This window comes from Streptosporangium becharense, from assembly GCF_014204985.1.
GTDB lineage: Bacteria > Actinomycetota > Actinomycetes > Streptosporangiales > Streptosporangiaceae > Streptosporangium > Streptosporangium becharense.
In genome coordinates this window covers 2625618-2648963 of record NZ_JACHMP010000001.1, presented here as the reverse complement: position 1 = coordinate 2648963, position 23346 = coordinate 2625618, and the positions used below count along the sequence as shown (strand labels likewise).

Annotated in this window: 20 protein-coding genes and 1 pseudogene; 9 read left to right on the top strand and 12 right to left on the bottom strand. The window is 72.5% G+C overall.

The window, feature by feature from the left end:
* Window positions 1-35 precede the first annotated feature (35 nt).
* On the bottom strand, window positions 36-965 hold the full coding sequence (locus tag F4562_RS11305) for a TOMM precursor leader peptide-binding protein (RefSeq protein WP_184538900.1): 930 nt from the start codon (window positions 963-965) through the stop codon (window positions 36-38).
* Window positions 966-969: 4 nt separating this feature from the next.
* A complete protein-coding gene (locus tag F4562_RS11300; RefSeq protein WP_184538901.1) occupies window positions 970-1383 on the bottom strand; it encodes a hypothetical protein in 414 nt (137 codons plus the stop codon).
* Between the two features lie 139 nt (window positions 1384-1522).
* Here F4562_RS11300 and F4562_RS36640 point away from each other — a divergent pair.
* The 3 genes and pseudogenes from F4562_RS36640 to F4562_RS11290 all read left to right on the top strand — a co-directional run.
* Window positions 1523-1726, top strand: a pseudogene (locus F4562_RS36640) (Rieske 2Fe-2S domain-containing protein); the annotation flags it as partial.
* A gap of 162 nt (window positions 1727-1888) precedes the next feature.
* Window positions 1889-2437: a hypothetical protein gene (locus F4562_RS36280; protein WP_311733847.1), complete on the top strand. Its 549-nt coding sequence runs from the start codon at window positions 1889-1891 to the stop codon at window positions 2435-2437.
* Window positions 2434-3345 carry an alpha/beta fold hydrolase gene (locus F4562_RS11290; RefSeq protein ID WP_184538903.1) on the top strand — a complete coding sequence of 304 codons (912 nt, stop codon included), beginning with the start codon at window positions 2434-2436 and terminating at the stop codon, window positions 3343-3345. The genes F4562_RS36280 and F4562_RS11290 overlap by 4 nt, the downstream gene beginning before the upstream one ends.
* A gap of 40 nt (window positions 3346-3385) precedes the next feature.
* Here F4562_RS11290 and F4562_RS11285 read toward each other — a convergent pair whose 3' ends face one another.
* From F4562_RS11285 to F4562_RS11275, 3 genes are all read right to left on the bottom strand, one after another.
* Window positions 3386-4933: an acyl-CoA reductase gene (locus F4562_RS11285; RefSeq protein WP_184538904.1), complete on the bottom strand. Its 1548-nt coding sequence runs from the start codon at window positions 4931-4933 to the stop codon at window positions 3386-3388.
* Complete coding sequence (locus F4562_RS11280; RefSeq protein WP_184538905.1) at window positions 4930-6348, bottom strand: LuxE/PaaK family acyltransferase; 1419 nt, start codon at window positions 6346-6348, stop codon at window positions 4930-4932. The genes F4562_RS11285 and F4562_RS11280 overlap by 4 nt, the downstream gene beginning before the upstream one ends.
* 336 nt (window positions 6349-6684) lie before the next feature.
* Window positions 6685-6987 carry a hypothetical protein gene (locus F4562_RS11275; protein WP_184538906.1) on the bottom strand — a complete coding sequence of 101 codons (303 nt, stop codon included), beginning with the start codon at window positions 6985-6987 and terminating at the stop codon, window positions 6685-6687.
* 678 nt (window positions 6988-7665) lie between these two features.
* On the opposite strand from F4562_RS11275, the gene F4562_RS11270 reads away from it, so the two are divergent.
* The 3 genes from F4562_RS11270 to F4562_RS11260 all read left to right on the top strand — a co-directional run bounded on the left by F4562_RS11270 (window position 7666) and on the right by F4562_RS11260 (window position 10922).
* A complete protein-coding gene (locus tag F4562_RS11270; protein ID WP_184538907.1) occupies window positions 7666-8742 on the top strand; it encodes a pectate lyase family protein in 1077 nt (358 codons plus the stop codon).
* 5 nt (window positions 8743-8747) lie between these two features.
* Window positions 8748-9776: a pectate lyase family protein gene (locus tag F4562_RS11265; RefSeq protein ID WP_184538908.1), complete on the top strand. Its 1029-nt coding sequence runs from the start codon at window positions 8748-8750 to the stop codon at window positions 9774-9776.
* 135 nt (window positions 9777-9911) lie between these two features.
* On the top strand, window positions 9912-10922 hold the full coding sequence (locus F4562_RS11260) for a pectate lyase family protein (protein ID WP_184538909.1): 1011 nt from the start codon (window positions 9912-9914) through the stop codon (window positions 10920-10922).
* A 77-nt stretch (window positions 10923-10999) separates the two neighbouring features.
* Here the strand turns inward: F4562_RS11260 and F4562_RS11255 are convergent, their stop codons facing one another.
* Together F4562_RS11255 and F4562_RS11250 are read right to left on the bottom strand one after the other, a co-directional pair.
* On the bottom strand, window positions 11000-11644 hold the full coding sequence (locus F4562_RS11255; RefSeq protein WP_184538910.1) for a LysE family translocator: 645 nt from the start codon (window positions 11642-11644) through the stop codon (window positions 11000-11002).
* A 133-nt stretch (window positions 11645-11777) separates the two neighbouring features.
* Window positions 11778-12716 (bottom strand): LysR family transcriptional regulator, encoded by a 939-nt coding sequence (locus F4562_RS11250; protein WP_184538911.1) that lies wholly within the window; start codon window positions 12714-12716, stop codon window positions 11778-11780.
* Window positions 12717-12790: 74 nt separating this feature from the next.
* Here F4562_RS11250 and F4562_RS11245 point away from each other — a divergent pair, with 74 nt between their 5' ends.
* Entirely contained in the window at window positions 12791-13327 is a 537-nt protein-coding gene (locus F4562_RS11245) for a cysteine dioxygenase family protein (RefSeq protein ID WP_246473407.1), read from the top strand.
* A gap of 19 nt (window positions 13328-13346) precedes the next feature.
* Here the strand turns inward: F4562_RS11245 and F4562_RS11240 are convergent, their stop codons facing one another.
* From F4562_RS11240 to F4562_RS11225, 4 genes are all read right to left on the bottom strand, one after another.
* Complete coding sequence (locus tag F4562_RS11240; protein ID WP_184538912.1) at window positions 13347-13976, bottom strand: TetR/AcrR family transcriptional regulator; 630 nt, start codon at window positions 13974-13976, stop codon at window positions 13347-13349.
* Window positions 13977-13990: 14 nt separating this feature from the next.
* A complete protein-coding gene (locus tag F4562_RS11235) occupies window positions 13991-16264 on the bottom strand; it encodes a YhgE/Pip domain-containing protein (RefSeq protein WP_184538913.1) in 2274 nt (757 codons plus the stop codon).
* Window positions 16261-17094 carry an ABC transporter ATP-binding protein gene (locus F4562_RS11230; RefSeq protein ID WP_184538914.1) on the bottom strand — a complete coding sequence of 278 codons (834 nt, stop codon included), beginning with the start codon at window positions 17092-17094 and terminating at the stop codon, window positions 16261-16263. Before F4562_RS11230 ends, F4562_RS11235 begins: the two co-directional genes overlap by 4 nt.
* 298 nt (window positions 17095-17392) lie before the next feature.
* Window positions 17393-18739 carry a M20/M25/M40 family metallo-hydrolase gene (locus F4562_RS11225; RefSeq protein ID WP_184538915.1) on the bottom strand — a complete coding sequence of 449 codons (1347 nt, stop codon included), beginning with the start codon at window positions 18737-18739 and terminating at the stop codon, window positions 17393-17395.
* A gap of 294 nt (window positions 18740-19033) precedes the next feature.
* Between F4562_RS11225 and F4562_RS11220 the strand changes: the two genes are divergently transcribed.
* Both F4562_RS11220 and ald read left to right on the top strand, forming a co-directional pair.
* Window positions 19034-20428, top strand: a complete 1395-nt coding sequence (locus tag F4562_RS11220) for an aspartate aminotransferase family protein (protein ID WP_184538917.1) — start codon at window positions 19034-19036, stop codon at window positions 20426-20428.
* Window positions 20429-20555: 127 nt separating this feature from the next.
* Entirely contained in the window at window positions 20556-21671 is a 1116-nt protein-coding gene (gene ald, locus F4562_RS11215) for an alanine dehydrogenase (RefSeq protein ID WP_184538919.1), read from the top strand.
* Between the two features lie 135 nt (window positions 21672-21806).
* Here ald and F4562_RS11210 read toward each other — a convergent pair whose 3' ends face one another.
* A complete protein-coding gene (locus F4562_RS11210; RefSeq protein ID WP_184538921.1) occupies window positions 21807-23225 on the bottom strand; it encodes an SEL1-like repeat protein in 1419 nt (472 codons plus the stop codon).
* Between the last annotated feature and the right edge of the window lie 121 nt (window positions 23226-23346).

Sequence of the window (23346 nt, the reverse complement as noted above, 5' to 3'; positions counted from 1 at the left end):
CTCCGCACCGGCGTCGCCGCCCGCGCGCCACCGGGTCAGTCGACGAGCTGTGAACCGTGACTGATCACGGGGGCGCCCTGGCGGGCGGTGCCGCTGCAGTCGGGGCAGCGCGGCACGCGCAGCACCCGGCGGACGGCCGAGTGGAACGGCACCAGGCTGACCTCGATGACGCGACCGCAGGCGGTCACCGGTAGGCCCGCGAGGTGCTTGACGGCCTCGGTGGCCGCGATCTCGCCGGCCACCGCGGGGAGCGGGGGCAGGAACCCGGCCCCCGGCGACCACTGCGCTCGCAGCAGCGCGTGAGCCTCGCGCCAGACGTCACCGGAGTCGGCCCGCATGAGGTAACAGCGCAGGCAGGCGGTGTCGAAGGGGTGGGTGAGCGGGCCGACCCGGACGACGAGGTCGTCGATCCAGACGGGCAGCAGGGGGGCACGCGCGTCGAGCGCGCGCCGCGCCACGTCGACGAGCTCCGGGTCCGCGGGGCCGTCGGCCGCGGCGCACCACAGATCCCAGCCGTCCTCGCCGGTCCGCGGGGTGGGCCGGGTCTCGACCCGGCCCACCCCACAGGCCGCCAGTGACCGGGCGAGCGCGTCGGCGACCCGGCCGGTGCCGGTCACCAGCACCGCCGACTTCGCGACCTGGCCCGGACCGTCGGGGGACAGCCGGGCCATGCTCGCCCAGAACCTCGCCGTCGGGTCGTCTCCCGCGTCGTGACGGAGCAGACCCCGGGACCGCAGGGTGGTGACCAGCTCGCGGGCGTCCTCCCGCTCCCCGGGCGGGAAGGCGCCGACGACGTCGTCCGGTGAACGCGATCCGTCGGCGAGCGCGACGACCCGCGCCAGCAGGGCGTCGATGCCCGGGGCGGCCAGCCGCACCTCCGTCAGCCCGCGTTTCACCACGACCTCGTCCGGGCCCAGGCGGGCCACCCGGAGCTCCCGTGCGCTCAGCGGCTCTTGGGTCGCCAAGGCCCTAGGACCCCGTGTGGGACATGTCGGCCGCCGCGCACGAGCAGCAGGGGGTGCAGCAGCAGCACGAGACGTCGACGCTGCTCACCGAGGCGCCGCGGGTGACGAGGTCTCTGCCGACGGCGCGCTTGAACTCGAAGAACACGCCCTCCAGGTCCTGGAGGTCGTCGAGGGTGAGCTCGGCGACGCGGCGGTTGTTGGTGGGGATGCCGCTGAACTCGGCGGCGAGGTCGTTGAGGTCGTTGATCGTCAGGTCACGGACCTTGGGGTTGCTCTCCAGTTGCTCGGGGGTCGCCAGGCCGAGGTCGGCGACGGTCCGCAGCTGTTCTTCCCTTTTCAGGTTCGTCGCGCGCTGGAGGGCGTCGGGCCCCGTCTCCGAAACACCGGACAGATCTTTGAACGGATTGCTGTCGGTCATCTGAACCACCTCTTTCGGCTGGGCGTTCTGCCTGTACCATAAACTTCCGGAACCCGGCAGGCAATGGCGAATAATTATTCGACAAACCGTTTTCCATGGCGGTCATCCGCCGCTTCGGGCTCAGGGAAAGGGGCGGGAATTGTCGATCTGTTCGGGGTGGGCACAGCTGGCCTTCGACGCCGATCTCAAAGGCGACGTCACCGTTCTCGACATCGCGGAACGCCCGCTGATCGCGGTGCGAAGCGGCGATGACCTGGGAGTATATGATGCGATATGTCCACACAGGGGTGCTCATCTCGGATATGGGGGAAAGTTAGCCGAAAAAGCGCTTATTTGCCCATTTCATGGACATCGCGTTCAGCTGGGATGCGACACGCCCGGCCGATTCCGGGTCGCCCACCACCGCTCGACGGCCCGCGCCGGCGGGCTTTTCGTATTACTTGATCAATCGTGCGACACGGGTCTGGAAGATTTCCTGGCGCGCCTGGAGAAAAGTCATCGGATCGTGTCGGGATTCACATTCCACGTCAGGGTCCCGGCGGAATACGTCATCGAGAACGTCTTCGACGCCGATCATTTCGCCCCGGTCCACGGCCTCGACAGACGCCCCCGCCTCCGCGTCCGCCCCACGGAGGGCGGGGCCCTGTGCGTCGAGGGCGATCTCGACATGGTCCGCCCCAACCGCTGGCAGGCGGGTGAACCGGGAGGCGACCCCGCCACCGCGCGGTTCCGTGCCCTGGTGTTCAGCCCGAACCTGGTGGCGACCGAGCTGGGCCCGCCGGACGAGCCCAACGTCGTCATCACCGCCGCCACCCCGGCGGCCGAGGGCGCCTGCGTGGTCAGGGTGACGATCGCGGTCCCCGCCCGCAGGGCCCGCGGCCCCGCCACCGTCCGCGAGGTCGCCTCCCTGGTGAGCGGGAGCCGCACCGCTTTCGAGCAGGACTCGGTGATATGGGAACACCTCGACACCTCCGTCGTCCCGCGCTACACCGAGGGCGACGAGCTCGTCCGCGCCTACCGCGCTTACTGCGACCGGTTCGGGGGTGCCCGTTGACCGGTGAGCGGCCCGGCGCGTCCGAGGGTGGGGAGCGCCGGGCGGGCGGCCCGGCCCCCGAGGCGGTCCCCGGCCCGTCCGGCGACTGGGACGGGCTGGCGGTCACCGGCGGGAGGGGCGACGGGCCCGGAGTGCTGTGGCTGCACGGCTACACGATGAGCTCCGAGATCTGGCCGCCGCTCTGGGAGCACCTGCCCGGCTACCGGCACCTGGCGGTCGACCTCCCCTGGCACGGGCGGTCCAGGCCGCTGCGCGCGCGGGAGGATCGCGCCGCGCTCGCCGACCTGCTGGCCGGCCACGCGCTGCGGGCCGGTGTCCGGCACGTCGTGGCGTTGTCCTTCGGCACCGTGGTCGCCCTGGAGATGGCCCTGCGCCACCCGGACGCGTTCGACTCCTGGACCCTCGCCGCCCCCTCCTACGCAGGCGGACCCCAGGAACCCGCGGTCGAGCGCCACTACCTCGACCTCACGCTCCTGCACCGGCGCACCGGCTCGCCGGAGCTCACGACCGCGCTGTGGATGTCGTGCCGCCCCATCTTCGGCGGCGTCGCGGTACGGCCCGCCGCGCGCTCCGCGCTCGCCGCCGTCATCGGCGGGCACGCCTGGGACGAGCTCGACGGCACCGGCATGCGTCCCCTCCTGGAACCCCGGCAGCCGGTGACCCGGCTGTGCGCGGTGCCCGTCCCCCTCCTCGTGCTCGTGGGTGACGGGGAGATCCCGGCGCACCACGCCTGCGCCAGGACGATCGCGGCCGCCGCCCCCGGCGGTGTCCTGCGCGTCCTGCCCGGCACCGGGCACCTCGCCCTCCTGGAAGAGCCGCGCGCCGCCCTCGAGGTCGTCGCCGCCCACCTCGACCGCGCCTCCTCCCACCGATCGCAGGACACCGGGCAGGCCGGCCGCTGCCCCTGAGAGCCGGCCGGGCCTCGGGGGCGGTGACCGGTCCGCCGGGTCAGCCGCTGACCCAGCGGACCAGCCGGGTGAGCACCCGCATGCCGTCGTGTGGGCGCCCCGCGTATCCGTGCTCCGCCGCACCCAGGGGGACGACGTTGTCCACTCCGTGGGCGGCGATGGCGTCCCGCAGCGCCAGCCGCGTCTCCTCCGGGGCCACCCCGACCGTCGAGACGGCCGGTCCCAGCCACGGCAGCGCCCGGCGCAGATCGTCGACCGCCCGGACCAGGACGAGCCGGGAACCGGGGTGGTGCGCCAGATCGAAGGAGCCGTCGACCAGCGCGACCGCCGACGACACCTCGGGCCACTCGCCGTTGACGTACCAGCGCGCCGTGCCGAGCAGGCCCCTGCGCAACCGGGTGAGGTGCCCCTGCGCCTGCCGTGAGGGCCGGTGCGGCAGGGCCCGGTCCCAGCCGGCGAGCACCCGGGCGAGCGCGCGGGCGTAGCCGTCGGCCGTGGCGGCGTCGCCCTCCACCACGTGCAACAACGAGGACGTGCAGGCGGCCTGGTTGGCGATCAGCGAGTCGACCGCGGCGCGCTGCGCCGCCCCCTCCGGGTCCGACCGGGCGAGGGACCCCCCGATGAGGCTGAGCGAGAACCGGGGCCCCATGACCAGGGTGTCGGTGGTGCCGCCGCGGGCCGTCACGCTGCGCACGGTCTCGGCCGACCCCCACACGACGCGCCGGTCGAAGGCCCCGTCGGCGAACAGCGCCGTCTCCATCCACGGGTCACCGCCACGCCAGTAGGCGAGCGTGGTGTGCCTGGCCAGCGGATGACGGGGGTCGGCGGCCCGCACCGCGGCACCGAGCGCGGCGACGAGCGCCGCGGCCTCCGCGGCGGGTTTGACGACGGCGGCGCCCTTCGTCGCCCACGCCCACAGCAAGGAGACCACCGCGACCACGGGGGCGTTGCCCGCGGTCAGATGGAGCTGCCTGGTGGGCATGGCGCGCAGCGCGGGCGGCGCCGGGCACGACTGGCCGGCGAAACGCGCGGTCATCCCCGGCACGGTCGTCTCCCCGACCCGCTGCCAGGAGTCCAGGGGAGCGGAACCGAGATCGCGTTCGATCATCCGGCCGACGGCGTCGCCGTCGAAGAGCGAAGGAAGCTGGGCGAGGAAGGCGCGGTGTGCCCGGTCGGTGACCAGCGAGGTCGCCGACAGCAGCGTCCCCGCTTCGGCGGCCTGCGCGGAACGCGACCGCAGCGCCTCCCCGACCGCCTCCACGAAGGAGAGCACCTCCGGCAGCGGCAGGCGCGCGAGCTCCAGCAGCGCGCCCGCCGGATCGGGTTCGAGCAGGAGCGCCGCGTCCGGTGCGGGCAGCACGAGCACCTGCGTCTCGCCGGTGAGGCCGAGGGTGTCACGGTCCACCACCGGCCGTCCGATCACATGGCAGCCGTGGCCGTCCCGCCCTTCGACACGGTGCGGCCCGGGTTCGGCGACGGCCCGGCGGACGTCGGCCACCCGGGGCCAGGGCGGCATGACGATCTCTCCGCGCACCACGGCGGGCAGACGGACGAGCTGGGTGCCGGCGATCGTACGAGATTCGATCATGGAGCCGTTCCTCCCGGGGGGCTTCCCCACGTGTCGTCTGAGATGCTCGTGGCGTTCTCCGGGGGAATGTCCGGCGTGTCGCCCACGGTGGCGCATCCGCGCTGCCCGGCCCCGGCGGCACGGACGATCGGCGCGGCGAGCGTCGGCCCGGACAGGCCGCAACCGCAGGAAGTGCGGCGGAGCCGGACGGCGTCACCGGTCACCACGAACCCGGGGTAGGAGAGCGCGAACGGATCCAGTACGGCGAGTCTGCCCTCCACGTCGTCGCCGGGCACCGGGGTCAGCAGACCGTCCACCACGATCGGCTCGACGCACGGCGGGACGTGGTAGCGGCCCGCGGCACAGCTGAGGAAGACCGTGTTCAACTCGGAGGTGGAGTAGGCGTCGACGTACCGCCCGGGGGGCACCCCGAGCCGGTCGGCGACCCCCGCGACGAGGTCGTCCCAGCGGACCGCGGTGCGGCCCTTCCAGCCGCCGCCGGTGACGACCTGGCTGCCCGGGGGCAGGGACAGGCGTGTCCCCGCCGCCGAGAGGTGGGCGACGAGGTCGGCGACCCCGGAGGGTGTGCCGAACACGAGCACCGGCCGGGCGGCCTTCCGGAGGAAGTCGGCGGCGGCCTCGTGGTCGGGGGCACCGGGAGCCTCGTGGCCGGGGGCACCGGGGGGCACCGGTCCCGTCGCGTGCCCGGGGTCGTCGCTCCGCCCGGCGGGGGAGTCCCGCTCGCCGGGGCGTGCCCCGGGGCCGGACCCACCGGACAGGGAGCGCAGGTCGAACGGGGTGGCCCGCAGGCGGTGAACCCGTACCGCCCCGGCGGCCAGGCCGGTCGCCCCCGACTGGATCCCGAGGCCCAGGCCCGGCGGGACGAGTTGCAGGAAGTCGTAACCCCCCGTGCGGGGAGCCCAAGGGAGGCGCACCCCGGAGCCGGCGCGCAGCGCCGCGAGGGTGAGGGGGTCGCGCGGCACCAGGGAGGGCCGCCCGCCGGTGCCGCTGGAGAACGTGACGTACACCCCGTGCCGTTTCAGCGCGGCCCGCCACCCGTTGACGTCGCCGGCGGCGTGGTCGAGGCCGAGGTCGTCCAGACGCTCGGTGAAGATCGATCCGAGCCAGCGGGACAGTTCGGGCAGGTCCTCCGCCAGCCAGGCCGGGTCGTAGCTCTTGAAGAGCTCGTCGGTGACGAGGAAGCGCTCGCCGATGTCGGCCACGGTGATCGCGGAGGCGGAGGACATGCCCTCGGCCAGCGCGGCGTAGGCGGGGATGTCCGCGGTGTAGCGATGGTGGTTGCGGACGAGGGCGGCGTGCCGGAGCAGGGCCGCCGCCTCCTCGTCGATCGGGGCTCCCGTGGACCAGAGCCTGGTGCAGACGAGCAGCGCCTGCACCTCGGGGACGGCCGTCAGCCGTGAATTCTGACCGGGCACCGTTCGATGGTCGCTCGTATTTCCCGGACTGACCACCCGGAATGGTGGATCGTCTGCCGATGTTCTCTGTCACGGCATATTTAAATCATTATTAATGGGCTTATTTACTGCGAATCATCCTGGGAGGGTTCACCGGGGTGCACGGGTCGGGGCGACCGGTGTCCGGAGGCTTCGAGCCAGGATGTCTTCCCGGCATGTCTTCCCGGGGAGGACCGGCGCGGTGCGCCGGAGAGTCCCGGCCCATCGGCGGCCCCGCCGGCGGTCGGTGAACGGGCCCGGTGGTCTTCGCGGGAACCGACGTCGAGCGGCCGCCCGCGGCCGGTGGCCGATTCGTCATCAGCGGAGGATCGGCACCACGAACTCCAACGCGACGGCGATCCAGAGGAACAAACTGACCGCGCTGATCCCGTACCCGACCGCCCGCGCCGTCGTGCCCACCCAGATCGCGTTCACGGCCAGCGCGATCAGGGCGAGGTTGGCCAGCGGGCCCACGACGACCAGTGAGGTGACAACGACGCCGCAGACATCCGAGCCCCTGCAGAGGTCGCCGCCGAAGGCCGCGACCAGCGGGCACCAGAACGCCGAGAACAGGCCCAGGCCGACGACGATCACAGTGGCCACAGTACGTGCAGTACGCATGGCAGCCAGGATGGCCCCGTGTGGTTGGAGGCGGCTTGGAACCCACTGTCCCCGAGGTGGTCGCGTGCACGGACGATCACGCCGGGCGGTCACGCGCGTGCCGGCAGGATCGGTGCCGGGGGTCGGCATCCGACCCGTGCTCCGGGTTCGACACGTCACCTCGCCGGCCATGAGCGCCTTCGGCCGCCGGAGCGCCGCGCTGCGGACAGCCGGCGGGTGGGTGGTTCGCGGTCTGTGCCGCGGGGTCACTTCGCCGGTCAAGATGCCGTTGACATCAAAGGGGGGTAAACGTAAAGTTAAATCCGTTGGGAAAGCGCTTTCCGCAGCGCTCAGCCTGGCCGGAAGGTGGCGGTGCCATGGCCGATCGGTAACCCTGACGTTTCTTCTCGTGAGTGCGGTGGTCGCCGTGCGACCCGCACCGGGCCGCCTCTCACGCTTCGTGCCGCACCGGACGCCGCATCCCGGGCCTTCCACCCGGTGGCCCGGTCGCGAGCACCGCCGCGGACCGCACCCCTCCCGCACGACCCGCGCGCCGGTTCCCTGACCGGATCGGAGCATGCCGGGCGGTGAGCTGCGCGCACCGCGAAACCCCCTCCCTCCCGGTCGTGGGCCGTCCCGGCGCGCGTCCGGAGCGCAGCGTGCGCGGGGGATCCCGACGCGCGGAAAGCAGAGCGATCCATGACATCCAGAGTCACCCCCGCCGCCTCGCGGCATCTTCGCAGGGCCCTGCGCGCGCTGGTCGCGTTCGCCGCGGCCACCGCCCTCGTCACCGTCGCGCAGGGGGCCTCGGGTGCCGCCTCCGTGCCGGCGGAGGCGGCGCACACGGACCCGGTCGACGCCATGGTGGGGTTCGCCACCGTCAACGCGCTGGGCCAGAACGGCACCACCGGTGGCGCCGGGGGACCGGTCGTCACCGCGACCACCACCGCGCAGTTCCTCGACTACATCTCCCGGCCGGGGCCATACGTCATCCGGGTCTCGGGCCGCATCACCCTGCCCACCGGTTCCTCCGACGGCATGCACAACGTCACCTCGGACAAGACCATCATCGGTGTCGGCGCGAACGCCGCCCTGGTCGGCGGTGGGCTGAACATCGGGGTCCCGGTCGACGACGACGTCACCTCACCCCCGGCCGACGCCGTGCACAACATCATCATCCGGAACATCTCGTTCTCCGGCGCCACCGACGACATGATCAATGTGCAGATGTTCAGCCACCACGTCTGGATCGACCACAACGACTTCTCCAACGGGGACGACGGCGCGGTGGACATCAAACGCGGCTCCGACTTCGTGACCGTCTCGTGGAACAGGTTCCACGACCACGACAAGACGCTGCTGCTCTCGCACGACGAGGACGCCGGACCCCAGGACATCGGGCGGCTGCGCGTCACCTACCACCACAACTATTTCGACGCCTCCGACCAGCGGCACCCGCGTGTCCGGTTCGCGAACCTGGTGCACGTCTACAACAACTACTACCGGGACAACAGCTACGGCATCGCGTCCACCTACGACGCCGGCGTCCTGGTCGAGAACAACTACTTCTACAGCGTCAACAACCCCGGGCGGGTGAAGTTCAGCGGTGACCTCGGCCGGCTGGTCGAGCGCGGCAACATCCTGGTCGACTGCAACCACCCGATCGAGACCCGCGGCACCGTGACCGAACCGAGCACGTACTACTCCTACAGCGCGGACCCGGCGGCCGACGTGCCCGCCATCGTGTCCGCCGGCGCCGGCGTCGGAAGGATCTGAGACGGATGAACGGCATCTTCCACCTCCGGAGGCGGCCGGCGGCCGCTCTCGCCACCCTCCTGTTCGCCGCGCTCGCCGGCGCGGGCGGCGCGGCACTCGCCGACGCCCCCGCGGCGGTGCCGGCGGCCCTCGCGGCGGCGGACTGCGCCGGCACGCCGGTCGGGTTCGCCTCCGTCAACGCGCTGGGCCACAACGGCACCACCGGTGGTGCCGGGGGACCGGTCGTCACCGTCACCACCGCCGCGGCCCTGAAGGACTACGCCGGACGGCCCGGCCCGTACGTCATCCAGGTCTCCGGCCGGATCCAGCTCGGCGGCATGATCACCGTGGTCGCCAACAAGAGCATCCTGGGTGTCGGCACGACCGCGGAGATCACCGGCGGCGGGCTCCAGCTCGGCTCGACGACCCGGCCGGGCAACAACGTGATCATCCGGAACATCCGCTTCACCAACGCGTCGGACGACTCCATCAGCGTCACGAACAAGGCGCACCACGTGTGGATCGACCACAACGACCTGTCCGACGGATACGACGGCCTGCTCGACATCAAGCGGGAGTCGGACTTCGTCACGGTCTCGTGGAACCGCTTCCACAACCACAGCAAGTCGGCGCTGCTCGGCCACTCGGACAACTACACCGCCGACATCGGCAAGCTGCGCGTCACCTACCACCACAACTACTTCGACGGCACCGACCAGCGGCACCCCCGGGTGCGCTTCGCCGAGCCCGTCCACGTCTTCAACAACTACTACCGCGCCAACGCCCTCTACGGCGTCGCGTCGACCGAGAACGCCGGCGTGCTCGTCGAGGGCAACTACTTCCAGGACGTCGCCCACCCGATCTACGTCGGCTACGACAAGAGCGGCCCCGGCCGGGTGGTCGAGCGGAACAACATCTACGTGAACTCCGGCACCCCCCAGACGGCCGGCACGGTCGTCGAGCCGGGCACCTACTACTCCTACACCGTCGACGACCCCGCGACCGTCCCCGCGACGGTGACCGCCGGGGCCGGCGTCGGAAAGATCGGCTGCTAACACCGCGGGCGCCCGCCCGCGATCTCCGCGCCCGCCGCGACCACCACGCGCGCGGCGGGCGTCCGGGCACGTCGTGCCACCGTCACGCGTTCTCCCCGCGGCCGAGGCCGGGGGTCCCCCCACCGGAGGAATTCGATGATCAAGCTCGTCGCGGGCCCCACGGTCCGCCGGCGCGCGGCCCTCGCCGTCGCCACCGCCATCAGCCTGGCCGCCACCCTGTTCGGCTCCGGCACCGCGGCCCGGGCGTCCGCCCTGGCCGACACGCCGGTCGGATTCGCCTCCGTCAACGCGATGGGCCAGAACGGCACCACCGGCGGAGCCGGCGGCCGGACGGTCACCGCGACCAACGCCGCCCAGTTCCTGGAGTACATCGACAGCAAGGAGACGCTCGTCATCCGGGTGGCGGGCACCATCGCGATCACCAGCAAGCAAGGGGTGCGCCCGAACAAGACGATCATCGGTGTCGGTACGTCGGGCCACATCACCGGCGGCGGGCTGGACTTCTACCGGTCGTACAACGTGATCGTCCGCAACATTCGGTTCACCGACGCGGAGGACGACGCGATCAACGTCGGCCGGGAGTCACACCACATCTGGATCGACCATAACACCTTCTCCGGGGCGGTCGACGGCTCGATCGACGTGGTCCGGGGCGCCGACTACGTCACCGTGTCGTGGAACCACTTCGACCACTCCGACAAGAGCATGCTGATCAGCCACTCCGACGGCGCCGCGGGCACCGACGTCGGCCACCTGAAGGTGACCATCCACCACAACTTCTTCGACAACAGCAGGCAGCGTCACCCCCGCATCCGGTTCGGCGAGCCGGTGCACGTCTTCAACAACTACTTCCTGGGCAACGAGCTCTATGGCGTGGCCTCGACCGAGAACGCCGGCGTGGTGGTGGAGGGCAACTACTTCAAGGACGTCCCGCACCCGCTCTACTCGGCGAGCGGGTACGCCGACAGCGGCCCCGGCCGGGCGGTGCAGCGCAACAACATCTACGTGAACTCCGGCACCCCGGAGACGGCCGGCACGGTCGTCGAGCCGGGCACCTACTACTCCTACACCGTCGACAACCCATCGACCGTCCCCGCGACGGTGACCGCCGGGGCCGGCATCGGGGCCCAGTGGGGAGCGAGCTGACCCGGCGGGACCGGTGCCGAGCCTGACCGGGCGGGACCGGTGCCGGGCCTGACCGGGCCCCGACCGTCCGGGCCCGGTCAGGCTTTCGCCGCGCCGCCCTCCCCGCCGAGGGCGGCGAAGGCGCCCATGCCCAGGTAGACGAAGCCGCTGGTGAGGTCCAGGCGCCGGCGAGCACGGGCCGAGCGGCGCAGCCGGCCCGCCATGGCCGAGGAGAGCAGGGCGTAGGCGCCGTCACTGACCATGCCGAGCACCGTCCAGATGAGACCCAGCAGCACGATCTGCGGGGCGATCGGCCCGGCCGCCGGGTCGGCGAACTGCGGGAGGAAGGCCAGGAAGAAGATCGCGGTCTTCGGGTTGAGCACGTTGACCACGAAGCCCTCCCAGAACAGCCGGGACGTGCTCGCCACGGGCGGCTCGACGACCCCGTCCCCGCCCGGCCGGGCCATCAGCTTGCGTATGCCCAGGTAGACCAGGTAGGCCGCACCCAGATACTTGACGATCGTGAACGCCGTCGCGGAGGCCGCCAGCAGAGCGCTGACCCCCAGCGCCGCCGCGGCCACGTGGACCAGCGAGCCGAGGTGGATGCCCAGCACCGACACCAGCCCGGCGGACCGTCCCTGGGTGACACTGCGGGTCACGATGTAGAGCACCGCGGGCCCCGGCACGAGCAGCAGCGCGAGGGTCGCGACGACGAAGAGGGCGACAGTCGCCAGATCCGGCATATTCGGATGGTAATCCGGCGCTCTCCCTGATCGCCGCAGGTTTTCGCCCGATGCCCCGGCTCGATGCCCCGGCACGGTGCCCCGCTTGATGCCCCGGCCTGATGCCTCGGCCTGATGTCCAGGTACGGTAGCTTCACGGTCCCGCGGCCGTGACCAGGGCGGCCAGCAGGGCGGTGGTGGCGGGCGGGTCGGGAGGTTCGCCGTAGGCGGCGGCGTGGACGTGGCGGATCGAGCCGGGGATCTCGGTCGCGCTGACTGCGGGGTGCCGGTGGGCCCACAGGGCGAGACCGGGCAGGACCGTCACCCCGATCCCGGCGGCGACGAGGGCCTGGACGGCGACGATGTCGTCCGTCGTGAAGGAGATCTCCGGTTCGAAGCCCTCCCTGGCGCACAGCTCCAGCAGGTGGCTGCGGCACCGCTCGCAACCCCCGATCCACCGGGAACGCCGATGCGCGGCCAGGCCACCGGCTCGATGCGCGGTCAGATGACCGCCCCGATGCGCGGCCGGGTCACCGGTCCGATGCGTGATCGAGCCGGCGGCCGGGTCCGCGGCGATCAGGTAGCTGGGGTCGTCCAGCAGGTGGGTCAGGCGGATGCCGTCGTCCTCCGGGGCGGTGTCGTCATAGCGGAAGATCACCGCCACGTCCACGTGACCCGCCCGGAGCATGCGCAGCGCGTCGGGGGGTTCGGTCTCGGTCAGCCGCAGCTCCAGGCCGGGGTGTCGTTCGGTGAGGGCGGCGGCGGCCCGGGGCACGAACGTCCCCAGCGCCGAGGGGAAGGCGGCCAGCCTGACCCGGCCGGCGTGCAGGCCCACGTGCGCCGACAGTTCGGCGGCGGCCGAGTCGACGCGGCCGATGATCTCGGTGGCCCGCTCGGCCAGCAACCGGCCCGCCTCGGTCAGCCGGATGCCCCGGCCGACCCGCTGGACCAGCTTGGCCCCGGTCTCGGCTTCGAGCCTGGCGAGGTGGTGGCTCACCGAGGGCTGCGAGTAGTGCAGTTCCCTGGCCGCCGCGGTCACCGAGCCGTGCCTGGCCACCGCGGCCAGGACGCGGAGCCGCACGATATCAAGCACTCATCAACCATAACTATGGATGAGGTGGAAAGTCGGCATTAGACCCTATGGGTGGTCCGGCGCACCCTGGAACCATGACAACGATGACGCTCACCCGCCCGGGGCTGGCGGAGCTGGTCACGGAAGTCAGAAAGCTCCTCAGCCCGTCCGCCCGCCCCAGGGAGACGGCCTTCGCCGTCGCCGGCCTGCTGCGCCGGCGGCTGCCGTCCCCGGAGATCCTCACCGAGGAGGAACGTCTCGGAGACCCCGGCCACTATGTCGGCCACACCCTCCATGCCGAACCGGCCTTCTCGATCATGGCCGTGGTCTGGCGGCCGGGTCAGAAGACGGTGATCCACGACCACATCACCTGGTGCGTGTTCGGCGTGCTCCAGGGCGTGGAGTACGAGACGCTCTACCGCGACCACGGCGACCATCTCACCGAGATCGGCCGCGCCGCCAACCGCGTCGGCGAGGTCAGCGGCTTCGCCCCGCCCGGTGACATCCACCGGGTGCACAACACGGGCGAGGAGACGGCCATCTCGCTCCACGTCTACGGTGCCGACCTCCGCGCCGTCCGTAGCAGCGTCCGCCGCGTCTACGACCTGCCGGTCCTGCCCGTCGCCGGCTAGCGGCGCCTGCCCGCCACCGCTACCGGGCGACCCTGCCGTGCAGGAGGTCGGTGAGGGTGGCGTGGACCTGCTCGACCGGCCGGTCGGGGTGGAGGGCCCGGCGTTCGATCGAGACGGTCAGCACCATGCCGAAGACGGCGGTCGCCGCGGTTTCCACGTCCAGGTCCTCGCGGACCAGCCCGTCGGCGACCGCCCGCCGCAGCACGTCCGCGTAGACGCCGAGCGCGCGTTCGCGCAGCCCGGCCACCGCGTCCTGCCAGGCCGTACGCCACATTTCGGTGAGGAGCACCCGGGCGAAGGCGCCGTACTCCTCGAAGAACCGCAGCTGCGCCAGGACGACCGCGTCCAGCGCGTCCAGCGGGGCCGGGGCGCCTGCGGCGGCCTCACCCAGCGCGTCGGCCATCCGGCCGATCCCGTGTTCGAGCAACGCCGAGAAGAGCGCCTCCTTGCTGCCGAAGTTGTAGAACACGGTGCCCTTGGCGACTCCGGCGCGCTCGGCGATCGCCTCGACCGTGGCCGAGGTGTAGCCCTGCTCCGCGATCACCTCCACCGCCGCGGTGAACACCCGGAGCCGTGTCCCGGCCCGCCGCCCGTCCCCCCTGTCGCCCCGCGCGTTCGCGTTCGCGGGGCCGGTCCGCTGCTGTGCCATGGGGGTAACCGTAGTCACAACGCCAGTTCCGGATGGAGGCGGCGCATCGACCAGGTGCGGCCCCGGTGCACGGCGTGGACGCTCAGCGCCAGGCCCAGCGCGGTGAACGCGGTCAGCACGCCGCACGCCTGCCAGACCACGGTGAGGTCGCCGCCGCTGATCAGCCGCCGCAGTGCGCTGACCACCCAGCTCATCGGGAGCCACGGGGAGATCGTCCGGAAGAAGCCCGGCGAGGTCTCGATCGGGTACGTCCCGGCGGCCGAGGTGAGCTGGAGCATCAGCAACGCCAGCACCACGATCCTGCCCGGCGGGCCGAGCAGCGCGTTGACCGCCTGCACGAGCGCGGTGAACGCCGCCGCGGCCAGCAGCAGGAACCCGGCGACCCCCGCCCAGTGCGCGGCCTCCATGCCGAGCCCGAACCGGATCACCGCGAGCAGCACCCCCACCTGGGCGGCGGCCAGGGCCAGCGCGGGCAGCCAGCCGCCCGCGACGATCCGCCAGGCGGGCGCCGTACCGGCGAGCAGGCGTGGGTTGAGCGGACGCAGCACCATGTAGGCCACCATCGCGCCGACCCAGAGCGCCAGCGGGACGAAGAACGGCGCGAACCCGGTGCCGTAGTCGGGCACCTCGTTGAGGATCCGTTCGTCCAGCCGGACGGGGTCGCTCATCACGCCGGCGCGGCTCGCCCGTTCGTCCCCGTCGTAGTCGGGGATCTCCCCGGCGCCGTCGCCGAGCTTGTCGCTCAGTTCCCTGGAGCCGTCGGCCAGCCTGCCGATGCCCGCGCTGAGCTCGTCCGCGCCGGTGCGCAGCCGGCCGATGCCGGTGTCCACCCGGGCGGCGCCGTCGTTCAGCCTGACGATGCCGCCGCCCAGCTGCGCCAGCCCGTCGCCGAGCCGTGCGGACCCGTCACCGAGCCGGGCGAGGCCGGAGGTCAGGGTGCCGCCCGCCGTGCCGGCCTTCGTCAGGCCCGCGTGCAGTTCGGCCGACCCCTCCGCCAGTGTGCCCAGGCCCTTGTCCAGTTCGTCGAGCTTCCGCCTGGCCTGGTCAAACCGGTGCCCCAGGCCCGGGACGACCTCCGCGGTGCGGCCCGCGAGCTCGGAGATCCGCCGGGCGTCGTGCCGCAGCCGGTCCGCGGCCCCGCCGTCGGCGGCTCCCGTCAGGTTGCCGGCCACCTGCCCGGTGGCGGAGGCGAGCCGGTCGGCGATGGCCCGCAGCTCCGGGTCGGCCTCGGGGTTGGCGTCCAGCCACGCCCGCAGCCGCCGGGACTGTTCCGCGGACTGCTCGGCCCCTTCCCGGAGCCCGGCGGGCAGCGTTCCCGCGCCGTCGGCGACCAGGTCCACGCCTTGCTCGACGGCCCGTGCGAACTCCTGGATCCGTGCCCCGTCACGCTCCAGCACGCCGGTGACGTCGTCGGCGACCCGGTTCACCGCCGCCACCTGGGAGTGGACCTGCCGGTACGCCTGCGCGTTGCCGTCGGCGATCCGCTCGGCGCCTTTCCGCAGCGCGGCCAGGCCCCGGCCCAGCTCGCGTGAGCCGTTCTCCGCGCGGCGGAGCCCCGAGGTCAGCTCCCGGGCCCCGGCCGACAGCCTGCCGACGGCGGTGTCGGCGCTGCCGAGGCCCACGGCGAGCCGGTGGGCCCCGTTCCCGGCCTCGCCGAGACCCTCACCGAGGGTGGCGGCGCCCCTGCCGGCCTTGGCGGTGCCGTCGTGCAGTTCGTCCGCGCCGTCGGCGGCCTGGACGGTGGCGTCGTGCAGCTTCCCGAAGGAGACGAAGACGCTGTCCCAGTAGTCCTTCAGCGCGGTACGGCTCGCGGCGGCCTTGACCTCGGCGAACACCGCGTCGGAGATGGACCCCATGATGTAGCTGCGTCCGGTGTCCACCTGCACGCCCAGTTCGGCGGGGACCGGGGTGCCGTCGCCCGCGGGGGAGGCGAGCCGGGCGCTGAAGTCGGCGGGGACGGTGAGGGAGAGATAAAAGCTGCCGTCGTGCACGCCGTCGGCCGCCTGCCGCGCGTTCACCGGGTGCCAGTCGAAGGTGCCGCGCTCGCGTAGCTCCTCGGCCAGCTCGCGGCCCGCGTCGACCGTCGTGCCGTCGACGGTCGCCGGCCTGTCCTCCACGACCAGCGCCACCGGGACGCGGTCCAGGTGTCCTTGCGGATCCCAGAAGGACCACAGGTACAGTCCCGCGTACAGCAGCGGCAGCATCACCACCCCGGCGAGTGCCGCCCGGGTCAGCCGTGACCGGGTGAAACGCCGCAACTCCAGGGTGGCTGCCCGCAGCGGTCTCATCGCCCTCCCCCCTCGTCCCGGTCGTCCCGCCGCTTCCCGTCCCGGTCGTCCGCGCCGTGCCCCGGTTCAGTCTCCTCCGGTCCGGGAGGACCGGGCCGTGCACCGGGGACGCGGAGAGGGGGCCCGGCGTCGGGGGAGGAGTGAGGAGGGTCGGCGTCGGGGCCAGGGGGTTCGGTGTCGGGAGTGGGGTGGGGAGGCCCGGCGTCGGGGGAGGGAAGACGGACCTGCTCCGGCAGGTCGCTCTCGATGCACGACAGGACGACGGTCAGGCCCCGGCCGGCGAGGTCCCGCAGGGTGGCGGTCAGTGCCGCGCGCCGGTCGCGGGACAGGCCGGTGTCGACGTTGTCGAGGACCAGCAGGCCGGGCCGGTCGAGCAGGGCGAGCGCGATACCCAGCCGGATGCGCCGCTCACGCCCCAGGTGCCGGGCGAGCGTCCGGTCGCCGGGGGACAGGTCGAGGTCCGCCAGGGCGAACGCGGCCTCGGCCCGCTCGGACCGGTGGCGGTTCCACGGCGGGGACGGTGTCCGTTCACGGACGTGTTCGCGGACCGAGAGCGCCGCGTCCAGGTCGTTCACCCCATCGACGAGGCCGAGCGCGGCCAGCCGCCGGATCACCCTGGGGGTGGTGGCGCCGCCGACGGTGAGCGTGCCCGAGGTCGGCTTCATCCGCCCCGCCAGGGTGAGCAGCAGGCTGGTGCGGCCGCTGCCGGCCTGGCCGGTGACGGCCGTGAGGCTGCCGGGGGCGGCCGCGACGGTCACGTCGCGGTAGGCCCATCCGTGCTCGCCGCGCAGCGACAGTCCGGTCGCACGCACCTCCACCCCGTCGTACACCGCGTCCCTCCCGCATCTCTTTAATCTGACCGGTCAGTACAAAAAGTAGCAGCCGGACGCCCTGCGGGTGAAATGGGAGGCGGATGGTCCCGCACGTCGAAGCGGTGGAAGCCCACGGAGGGCGGAGGTCGACGGAGGGGGGAAGCCCGGAAGAGCCGGTGGGGGTGGGCGGAAGCCCGGGGGCCGGAAGCAGACAAAAAAGGCACCCTCCTCCCGGGAGGGCGCCTCGGACGGGCGGGACGGCCCTTCGGGTTTCGCGCGTGACCTGAATCCACGCGGAACCCGAAGGGCCGGTGCGTCAGGAGGTCGCGGAGGCGTACTCCTGGAGGAAGAGCGCCTCGGCGAGGACCGTGCGGTGCAGCTCCCCGAGGTCGACCCGCTCGTTGGGTGCGTGGATCGAGGCGTCGTCGTCCTCGGCGCCGAAGAGCAGGATCGTCGCGGCCGGGAACTGCCTGGCGAACGTGGAGACCAGCGGGATCGACCCGCCGGCGCCGACGTCGCGCGGCGGGCGGCCGAAGGCGTGCTCCATGGCCCGGTTCAGCGCGGTGCGGGCCGCGCCGCCGCTGTCGGCCAGATAGCCGGAGCCCACCGTGTAGTCGCCGACGTCCACCTGCACACCCCACGGGGCGACCTGCCGCAGGAAGTCGACCACGGCCTCGACGGTGGTCTTCGGGTCACCCGCCGGGGGGACCCGCACTGTCACCCGTGCCCGGGCGACCGACTGGACCGCGTTGATGGCGCCGGAGACCGTGGGCACGTCCAGGCCGGTGACCGTGATGGCGTAGGAGGCCCACAGCCGGTCGGCCAGCGAGCCGGAACCGACCAGGGACACCCCGTCGAGCACGCCCGCGGTGGCCCGGAACTCCTCCTCCGACGGGCCGGAGCCGAGGAAGGTGCCCCGGGGCAGGCCGGGGACGCGGATGTCACCGTGGTCGTCGTGGAGCGCGGCGAGCATCCGGATGAGCGCCGCGAGGGCGTCCGGGGCGGCGCCGCCGAACGAGCCGCTGTGCAGCGACTCCTTCAGGGTGCGGACCTCGACGGTGAAGGCGCCCATGCCGCGGAGCGAGGTCGTGACCGACGGGTCGCCCACCTTCGGGTTACCGGTGTCGGCGACCACGATCGCGTCGGCGCGCAGCAGCTCGGGGTTGCGCTCGACGAACGCCTCCAGACGCTCGCCGGCGTACTCCTCCTGGCCCTCGATGATGACCTTGACGCCCACCGGGAAGCGGCCCTGGAAGGCGCGGAGCGCGGCGACATGGGAGATGACGCCCGACTTGTCGTCGGCGGCGCCGCGGCCGTAGACGGCGCCGTCGATCTCCGTGGGCTCGAAGGCCGGGGTGCGCCAGAGGGCCGGGTCGCCCGCCGGCTGCACGTCGTAGTGCGCGTACAGGAGCACGGTGGGGGCGCCGGGAGGCGCCGGGGCCTCGGCGTAGACGGCGGGGAAGCTGCCGTCCACCGGGATCCGGCGGACGTGGGGCAGCCCGGCGCTGCGCAGCAGCTCCTCGGTCATCGCGGCGGCGGCGAGCACCGGCTCCTCGGGGTGGCCGGGGAAGGCCACCGAGGGGATGGCGACGAGCCGTTTGAGGTCGTCGACGGCTCGGGGCATGCCGGCGTTGACGGCGTTCTCGATCTCATCCGGAGTCACGACTTCCCCCGTATCTCACTGTGTGGTCGGTCCTATTTGATCACAGCGGCCGGTGGCGGTTGCGGGCCGCGGCGCCGAGTATCCGCACGATTCCAGCACAACGGGATTCCGGCAAGCGGGGCGGGTGGCCGGCCGGGCCGCTGAGCCGCGAAACCTGCCTCCGGATTTCGTTGTTGTTACATCTGGAGGTTGCGGATTCCGAGGTTCTTGCAGTCTGTTGCCACGCTTTCACTTGTCAGGAGAGATTAGGACAGGCAAACTGTGGGGAGCCCAGCTCACCGAGGGAAGATCGTGATGACGCACCCTGAAAACACCGACGTGACCTCGCTCATGAAGGCCGCCCAGGACAACCTGTGGATGCACTTCACCCGGCACAGCTCCTACGAGGGGGCGGAGGTGCCGATGATCGTGAGGGGTGAGGGCTCCTACATCTACGACGTCCACGGCAAGCGCTACATCGACGGGCTCGCCGGCCTGTTCGTGGTCCAGGCCGGCCACGGCCGCAGCGAGCTGGCCGAGGCCGCCGCCAAGCAGGCCCAGGAGCTGGCGTTCTTCCCGCTGTGGTCGTACGCGCACCCCAAGGCCGTCGAACTGGCCCAGCGCCTCGCCGCGGAGACCCCCGGCGACCTCAACCGGGTCTTCTTCACCACCGGCGGCGGCGAGGCCGTCGAGACGGCCTGGAAGCTCGCCAAGCAGTACTTCAAGGTCACCGGCAAGCCGCTCAAGCACAAGGTCATCAGCCGGCAGATCGCCTACCACGGCACCCCGCAGGGCGCCCTGTCGATCACCGGCATCCCGGCCTTCAAGCAGATGTTCGAGCCGTTGGTCCCGGGCTCCGTCCGGGTGCCCAACACCAACCACTACCGCGCCGACGAGATCACCGGCGTGCCCGGCATGACCCCCGAGCAGTACGGCTACTGGGCCGCCGAGCGCGTCGCCCGCGCCATCGAGATGGAGGGCCCCGACACGGTGGCCGCCGTCTTCGTCGAGCCGGTGCAGAACGCCGGCGGCTGCTTCCCGCCGCCGCCCGGATACTTCCAGCGCCTGCGTGAGATCTGCGACGAGTACGACGTCCTGCTCGTCTCCGACGAGGTCATCTGCGCCTTCGGCCGCCTCGGCACCATGTTCGGCGGGCAGAAGTTCGACTACGTGCCCGACATCATCACCTGCGCCAAGGGCATGACCAGCGGTTACTCCCCGATCGGTGCCATGATCGCCTCCGACCGGCTCTTCGAGCCGTTCAAGAACGGCACCGAGATGTTCGCCCACGGCTACACCTTCGGCGGTCACCCCGTCTCCTCGGCCGTGGCGCTGGCGAACCTCGACCTCTTCGAGCGCGAGGACCTGCTCGGCCACGTGACCCGCAACGAGCCGGTTTTCCGCGGCACGCTGGAGCGCCTCCTCGACCTGCCGATCGTCGGCGACGTGCGCGGCTCCGGTTACTTCTGGGGCATCGAGCTCGTCAAGGACAAGGCCACCAAGGAGACCTTCAACGCCGAGGAGTCCGAGCGCCTCATCCGCGGTTTCCTGTCCGGGGCCCTGTACGAGGCCGGCCTGTACTGCCGCGCCGACGACCGCGGCGACCCGGTCATCCAGCTCGCCCCGCCGCTCATCTGCGGACCCAAGGAGTTCGACGAGATCGAGTCCATCCTCCGCTCCGTGCTCACCGAGGCGTGGAGCAGGCTCTGATCCCGTCGCCGGGCACGGCCGCCGAAGCGTCGAGTCGCCGTCCGTGCCCGGCGCGACCCGCATCGAGCGACCATGCCCGCCGACCCCGGGCTGTGACACAACCGCTGGAACTCTGAAAGGAAACCGCATGAAGATCGGCGTGCCCGCCGAGGTCAAGAACCACGAGTACCGCGTCGCCGCGACCCCGGCGGGCGTGCACGAGCTGGTCCGCCACGGCCACGACGTCTACGTCCAGCGCGGCGCGGGCCTGGGCTCGCACCTCCCCGACGAGGAGTACCTCTTCGCCGGTGCCAAGATCCTCGACACCGCCGACGAGGTGTGGGGCGAGGCCGAGATGATCCTCAAGGTGAAGGAGCCCATCGCGGAGGAGTACCACCGCATGCGCTCCGGCCAGGTCCTCTTCACCTACCTGCACCTCGCCGCCGGCCCCGAGTGCGCCGACGCCCTGCTCAAGCAGCAGGTCACCGGCATCGCGTACGAGACCGTCCAGGTCGGCGGCACCCTGCCGCTGCTCGCCCCGATGTCCGAGGTCGCGGGCCGCCTGGCCCCGCAGGTCGGCGCCTACAACCTGATGCGCTTCAACGGCGGCCGCGGAGTGCTGCCCGGCGGCGTGCCCGGAGTGGCCCCGGCCAAGGTCGTCGTCATCGGCGCCGGCGTCTCCGGCCTCAACGCCGCGCAGATCGCGGTCGGCATGGGCGCGGACGTCACCGTCCTGGACCTCAACGTCGACCGCCTGCGCTTCATCGACGCCGTCTACCAGGGCCGCATGAAGACCCTCGTCTCGAACTCCTACGCGATCGAGAAGGAGGTGCTGGAGGCCGACCTGGTCATCGGCGCGGTGCTCATCCCCGGCGCCAAGGCCCCGACGCTCGTCTCCAACGAGCTGGTCTCCCGCATGAAGCCGGGCTCCGTCCTCGTCGACATCGCCATCGACCAGGGCGGCTGCTTCGAGGACTCCCGTCCGACCACGCACGCCGAGCCGACCTACCAGGTCCACAACTCGATCTTCTACTGCGTGGCCAACATGCCCGGGTCCGTCGCCAACACCTCCACCTACGCGCTGACCAACGCCACGCTCCCGTACGCGGTGAAGCTGGCCGGTCTGGGCTGGCAGTCGGCGCTCCAGCAGGACCCCGCCCTCGCGCTGGGCCTCAACACCCACGCGGGCCGGCTCACCAACGAGAAGGTCGCCGACGCCCTCGGCCTGCCGTTCACGCCGGTCTCCCAGGTCCTCGCCGGCTGACCCCCTCCGGACGGCCCGCGGCCCACGCACCCCGGGCCGCGGGCCGTCCGGTTCTCCCTCACCGTCACGGCTTTCCCCAGCGTCACGGCCTTCTCTCACCGCCACGGTTTTCCCGGCGTCATGGCTTTCCCCGCGTCACGGTGCCGAGCCGGAGCGGAGTGCACGGGCGGTGACCAGTACGTGCTCGACCTCGGCGGGTGTCGGCCACGGTGCGCCGCCGGGACGCAGCAGCGTGTCCCGCACCGCGGCCAGGTGCTCGATCGCCGCCCGGGGCACGCCGGTCCGCTCGGCCAGCAGGGTGACGACGTCGCCGCGGTCGCCCAACGGCCGGGTGACCAGATCCCAGGTGCTCAGGATCTCGGCCAGGTCGTCGGTCCGCGGTGGAGCGGCACCCCGCCGGGCGACCGCGGCGGCGGCCAGCTCGGCGCGGGCGGCGAGCTCGGGCTCGGTGCCGGGCCGGTCACGCGCCGGGGCAGGCGGACTCGCCGGCCACCGCTCCGCCTCGTCCGGTGCCCCCGTCACCGCCGGTAGCGCGGCCAGCTCGACCGCGGCCCGGTGGTGCCCGGCCCGCGCCGCCTTCCGGAACCAGTGCCGGCCGCCCTGAAGGTCGTTGTACTCGGCGATGAGCAGCAGGCCGAAGTTGAACGCCGCCTCCGGGTCGCCGTTCGCGGCGGCCCGGCCGAACCAGTGCCCGGCCCCTTGCGCGTCGCTCATCTCCACGCACACGAACCCGGCCGTCCGCTGGTCGTCGATCCGGCCGGTGTGGGCGGCCCGCTCGAACCAGGCGCGGGCGGTCCGCAGGTCGCCGCGGGACAACGCGATCGCGCCGAGCCGGGACGCGGCACCCGGATGCTCGTTCCTGGCGGCCAGCCGGTAGAACGCCTCCGCCCCCGCGAGGTCGCGGCCGGCCTGCAGGAGCAGGCCCAGATGGTAGGCCGCGTCGGCGTGCCCGCCACGGGCGGCCAGATCCCACCAGCGGACCGCCTCACCGTCGTCGCCGTGGGAGTAGGCGAGGAACCCCAGGTCGTGAGCCGAGGCCAGGTCGCCGGCGGTCGCCGCCCTGCGGTGCCACTCTCCGGCCTCCCCGGTCTCGCCGGAGTCCTCGCAGAGCAGCGCGAGCCGCCGCGCCGCGGCCCGTGACCCCGCCCCGGCCGCCGTCTCGAACCACCGGCGGGCCGACGGCACGTCGCCGAGCTGCTCCAGCAGGAGCGTCGCCAGGTTCAGCGCCGCCTCGGCGTCGCCGGCATCCGCCGCCAGCCCGTACCACCGGGCGGCCTCCGTCGGGCTGCCGTGCCTCTCGTGCCAGACACCGAGGTTGTAGGCGCTGTCGACGTTGCCGGCCGTCGCCGCGCGCTCCCACCAGTGCCGGGCCGCCGACTGGTCGCCCCGCTGGGCGAAGCGACGGCCGAGCAGATGCGCGGCGAGTGGGTCGCCGCCGTGCGCGGCCAGCAGCAGGGCGGTCTCCCCGTCGGTGTCGTTCTCGTGCTCCGTGCCGCGGGGGGTGGGCACCGAGACCGCGTTCATCCGCGGATCACCCCCCTGCCACCACCCCATGTCAGCCTCCCCGGACCATGCGTAACCGACAGCTCACAGGGTGACACGCGACGGCTTCATCACGGAGGGTAATCGACCACTTCCATATCGGATGCGCTGCAGGGAGGGGCCGGATCGGAGA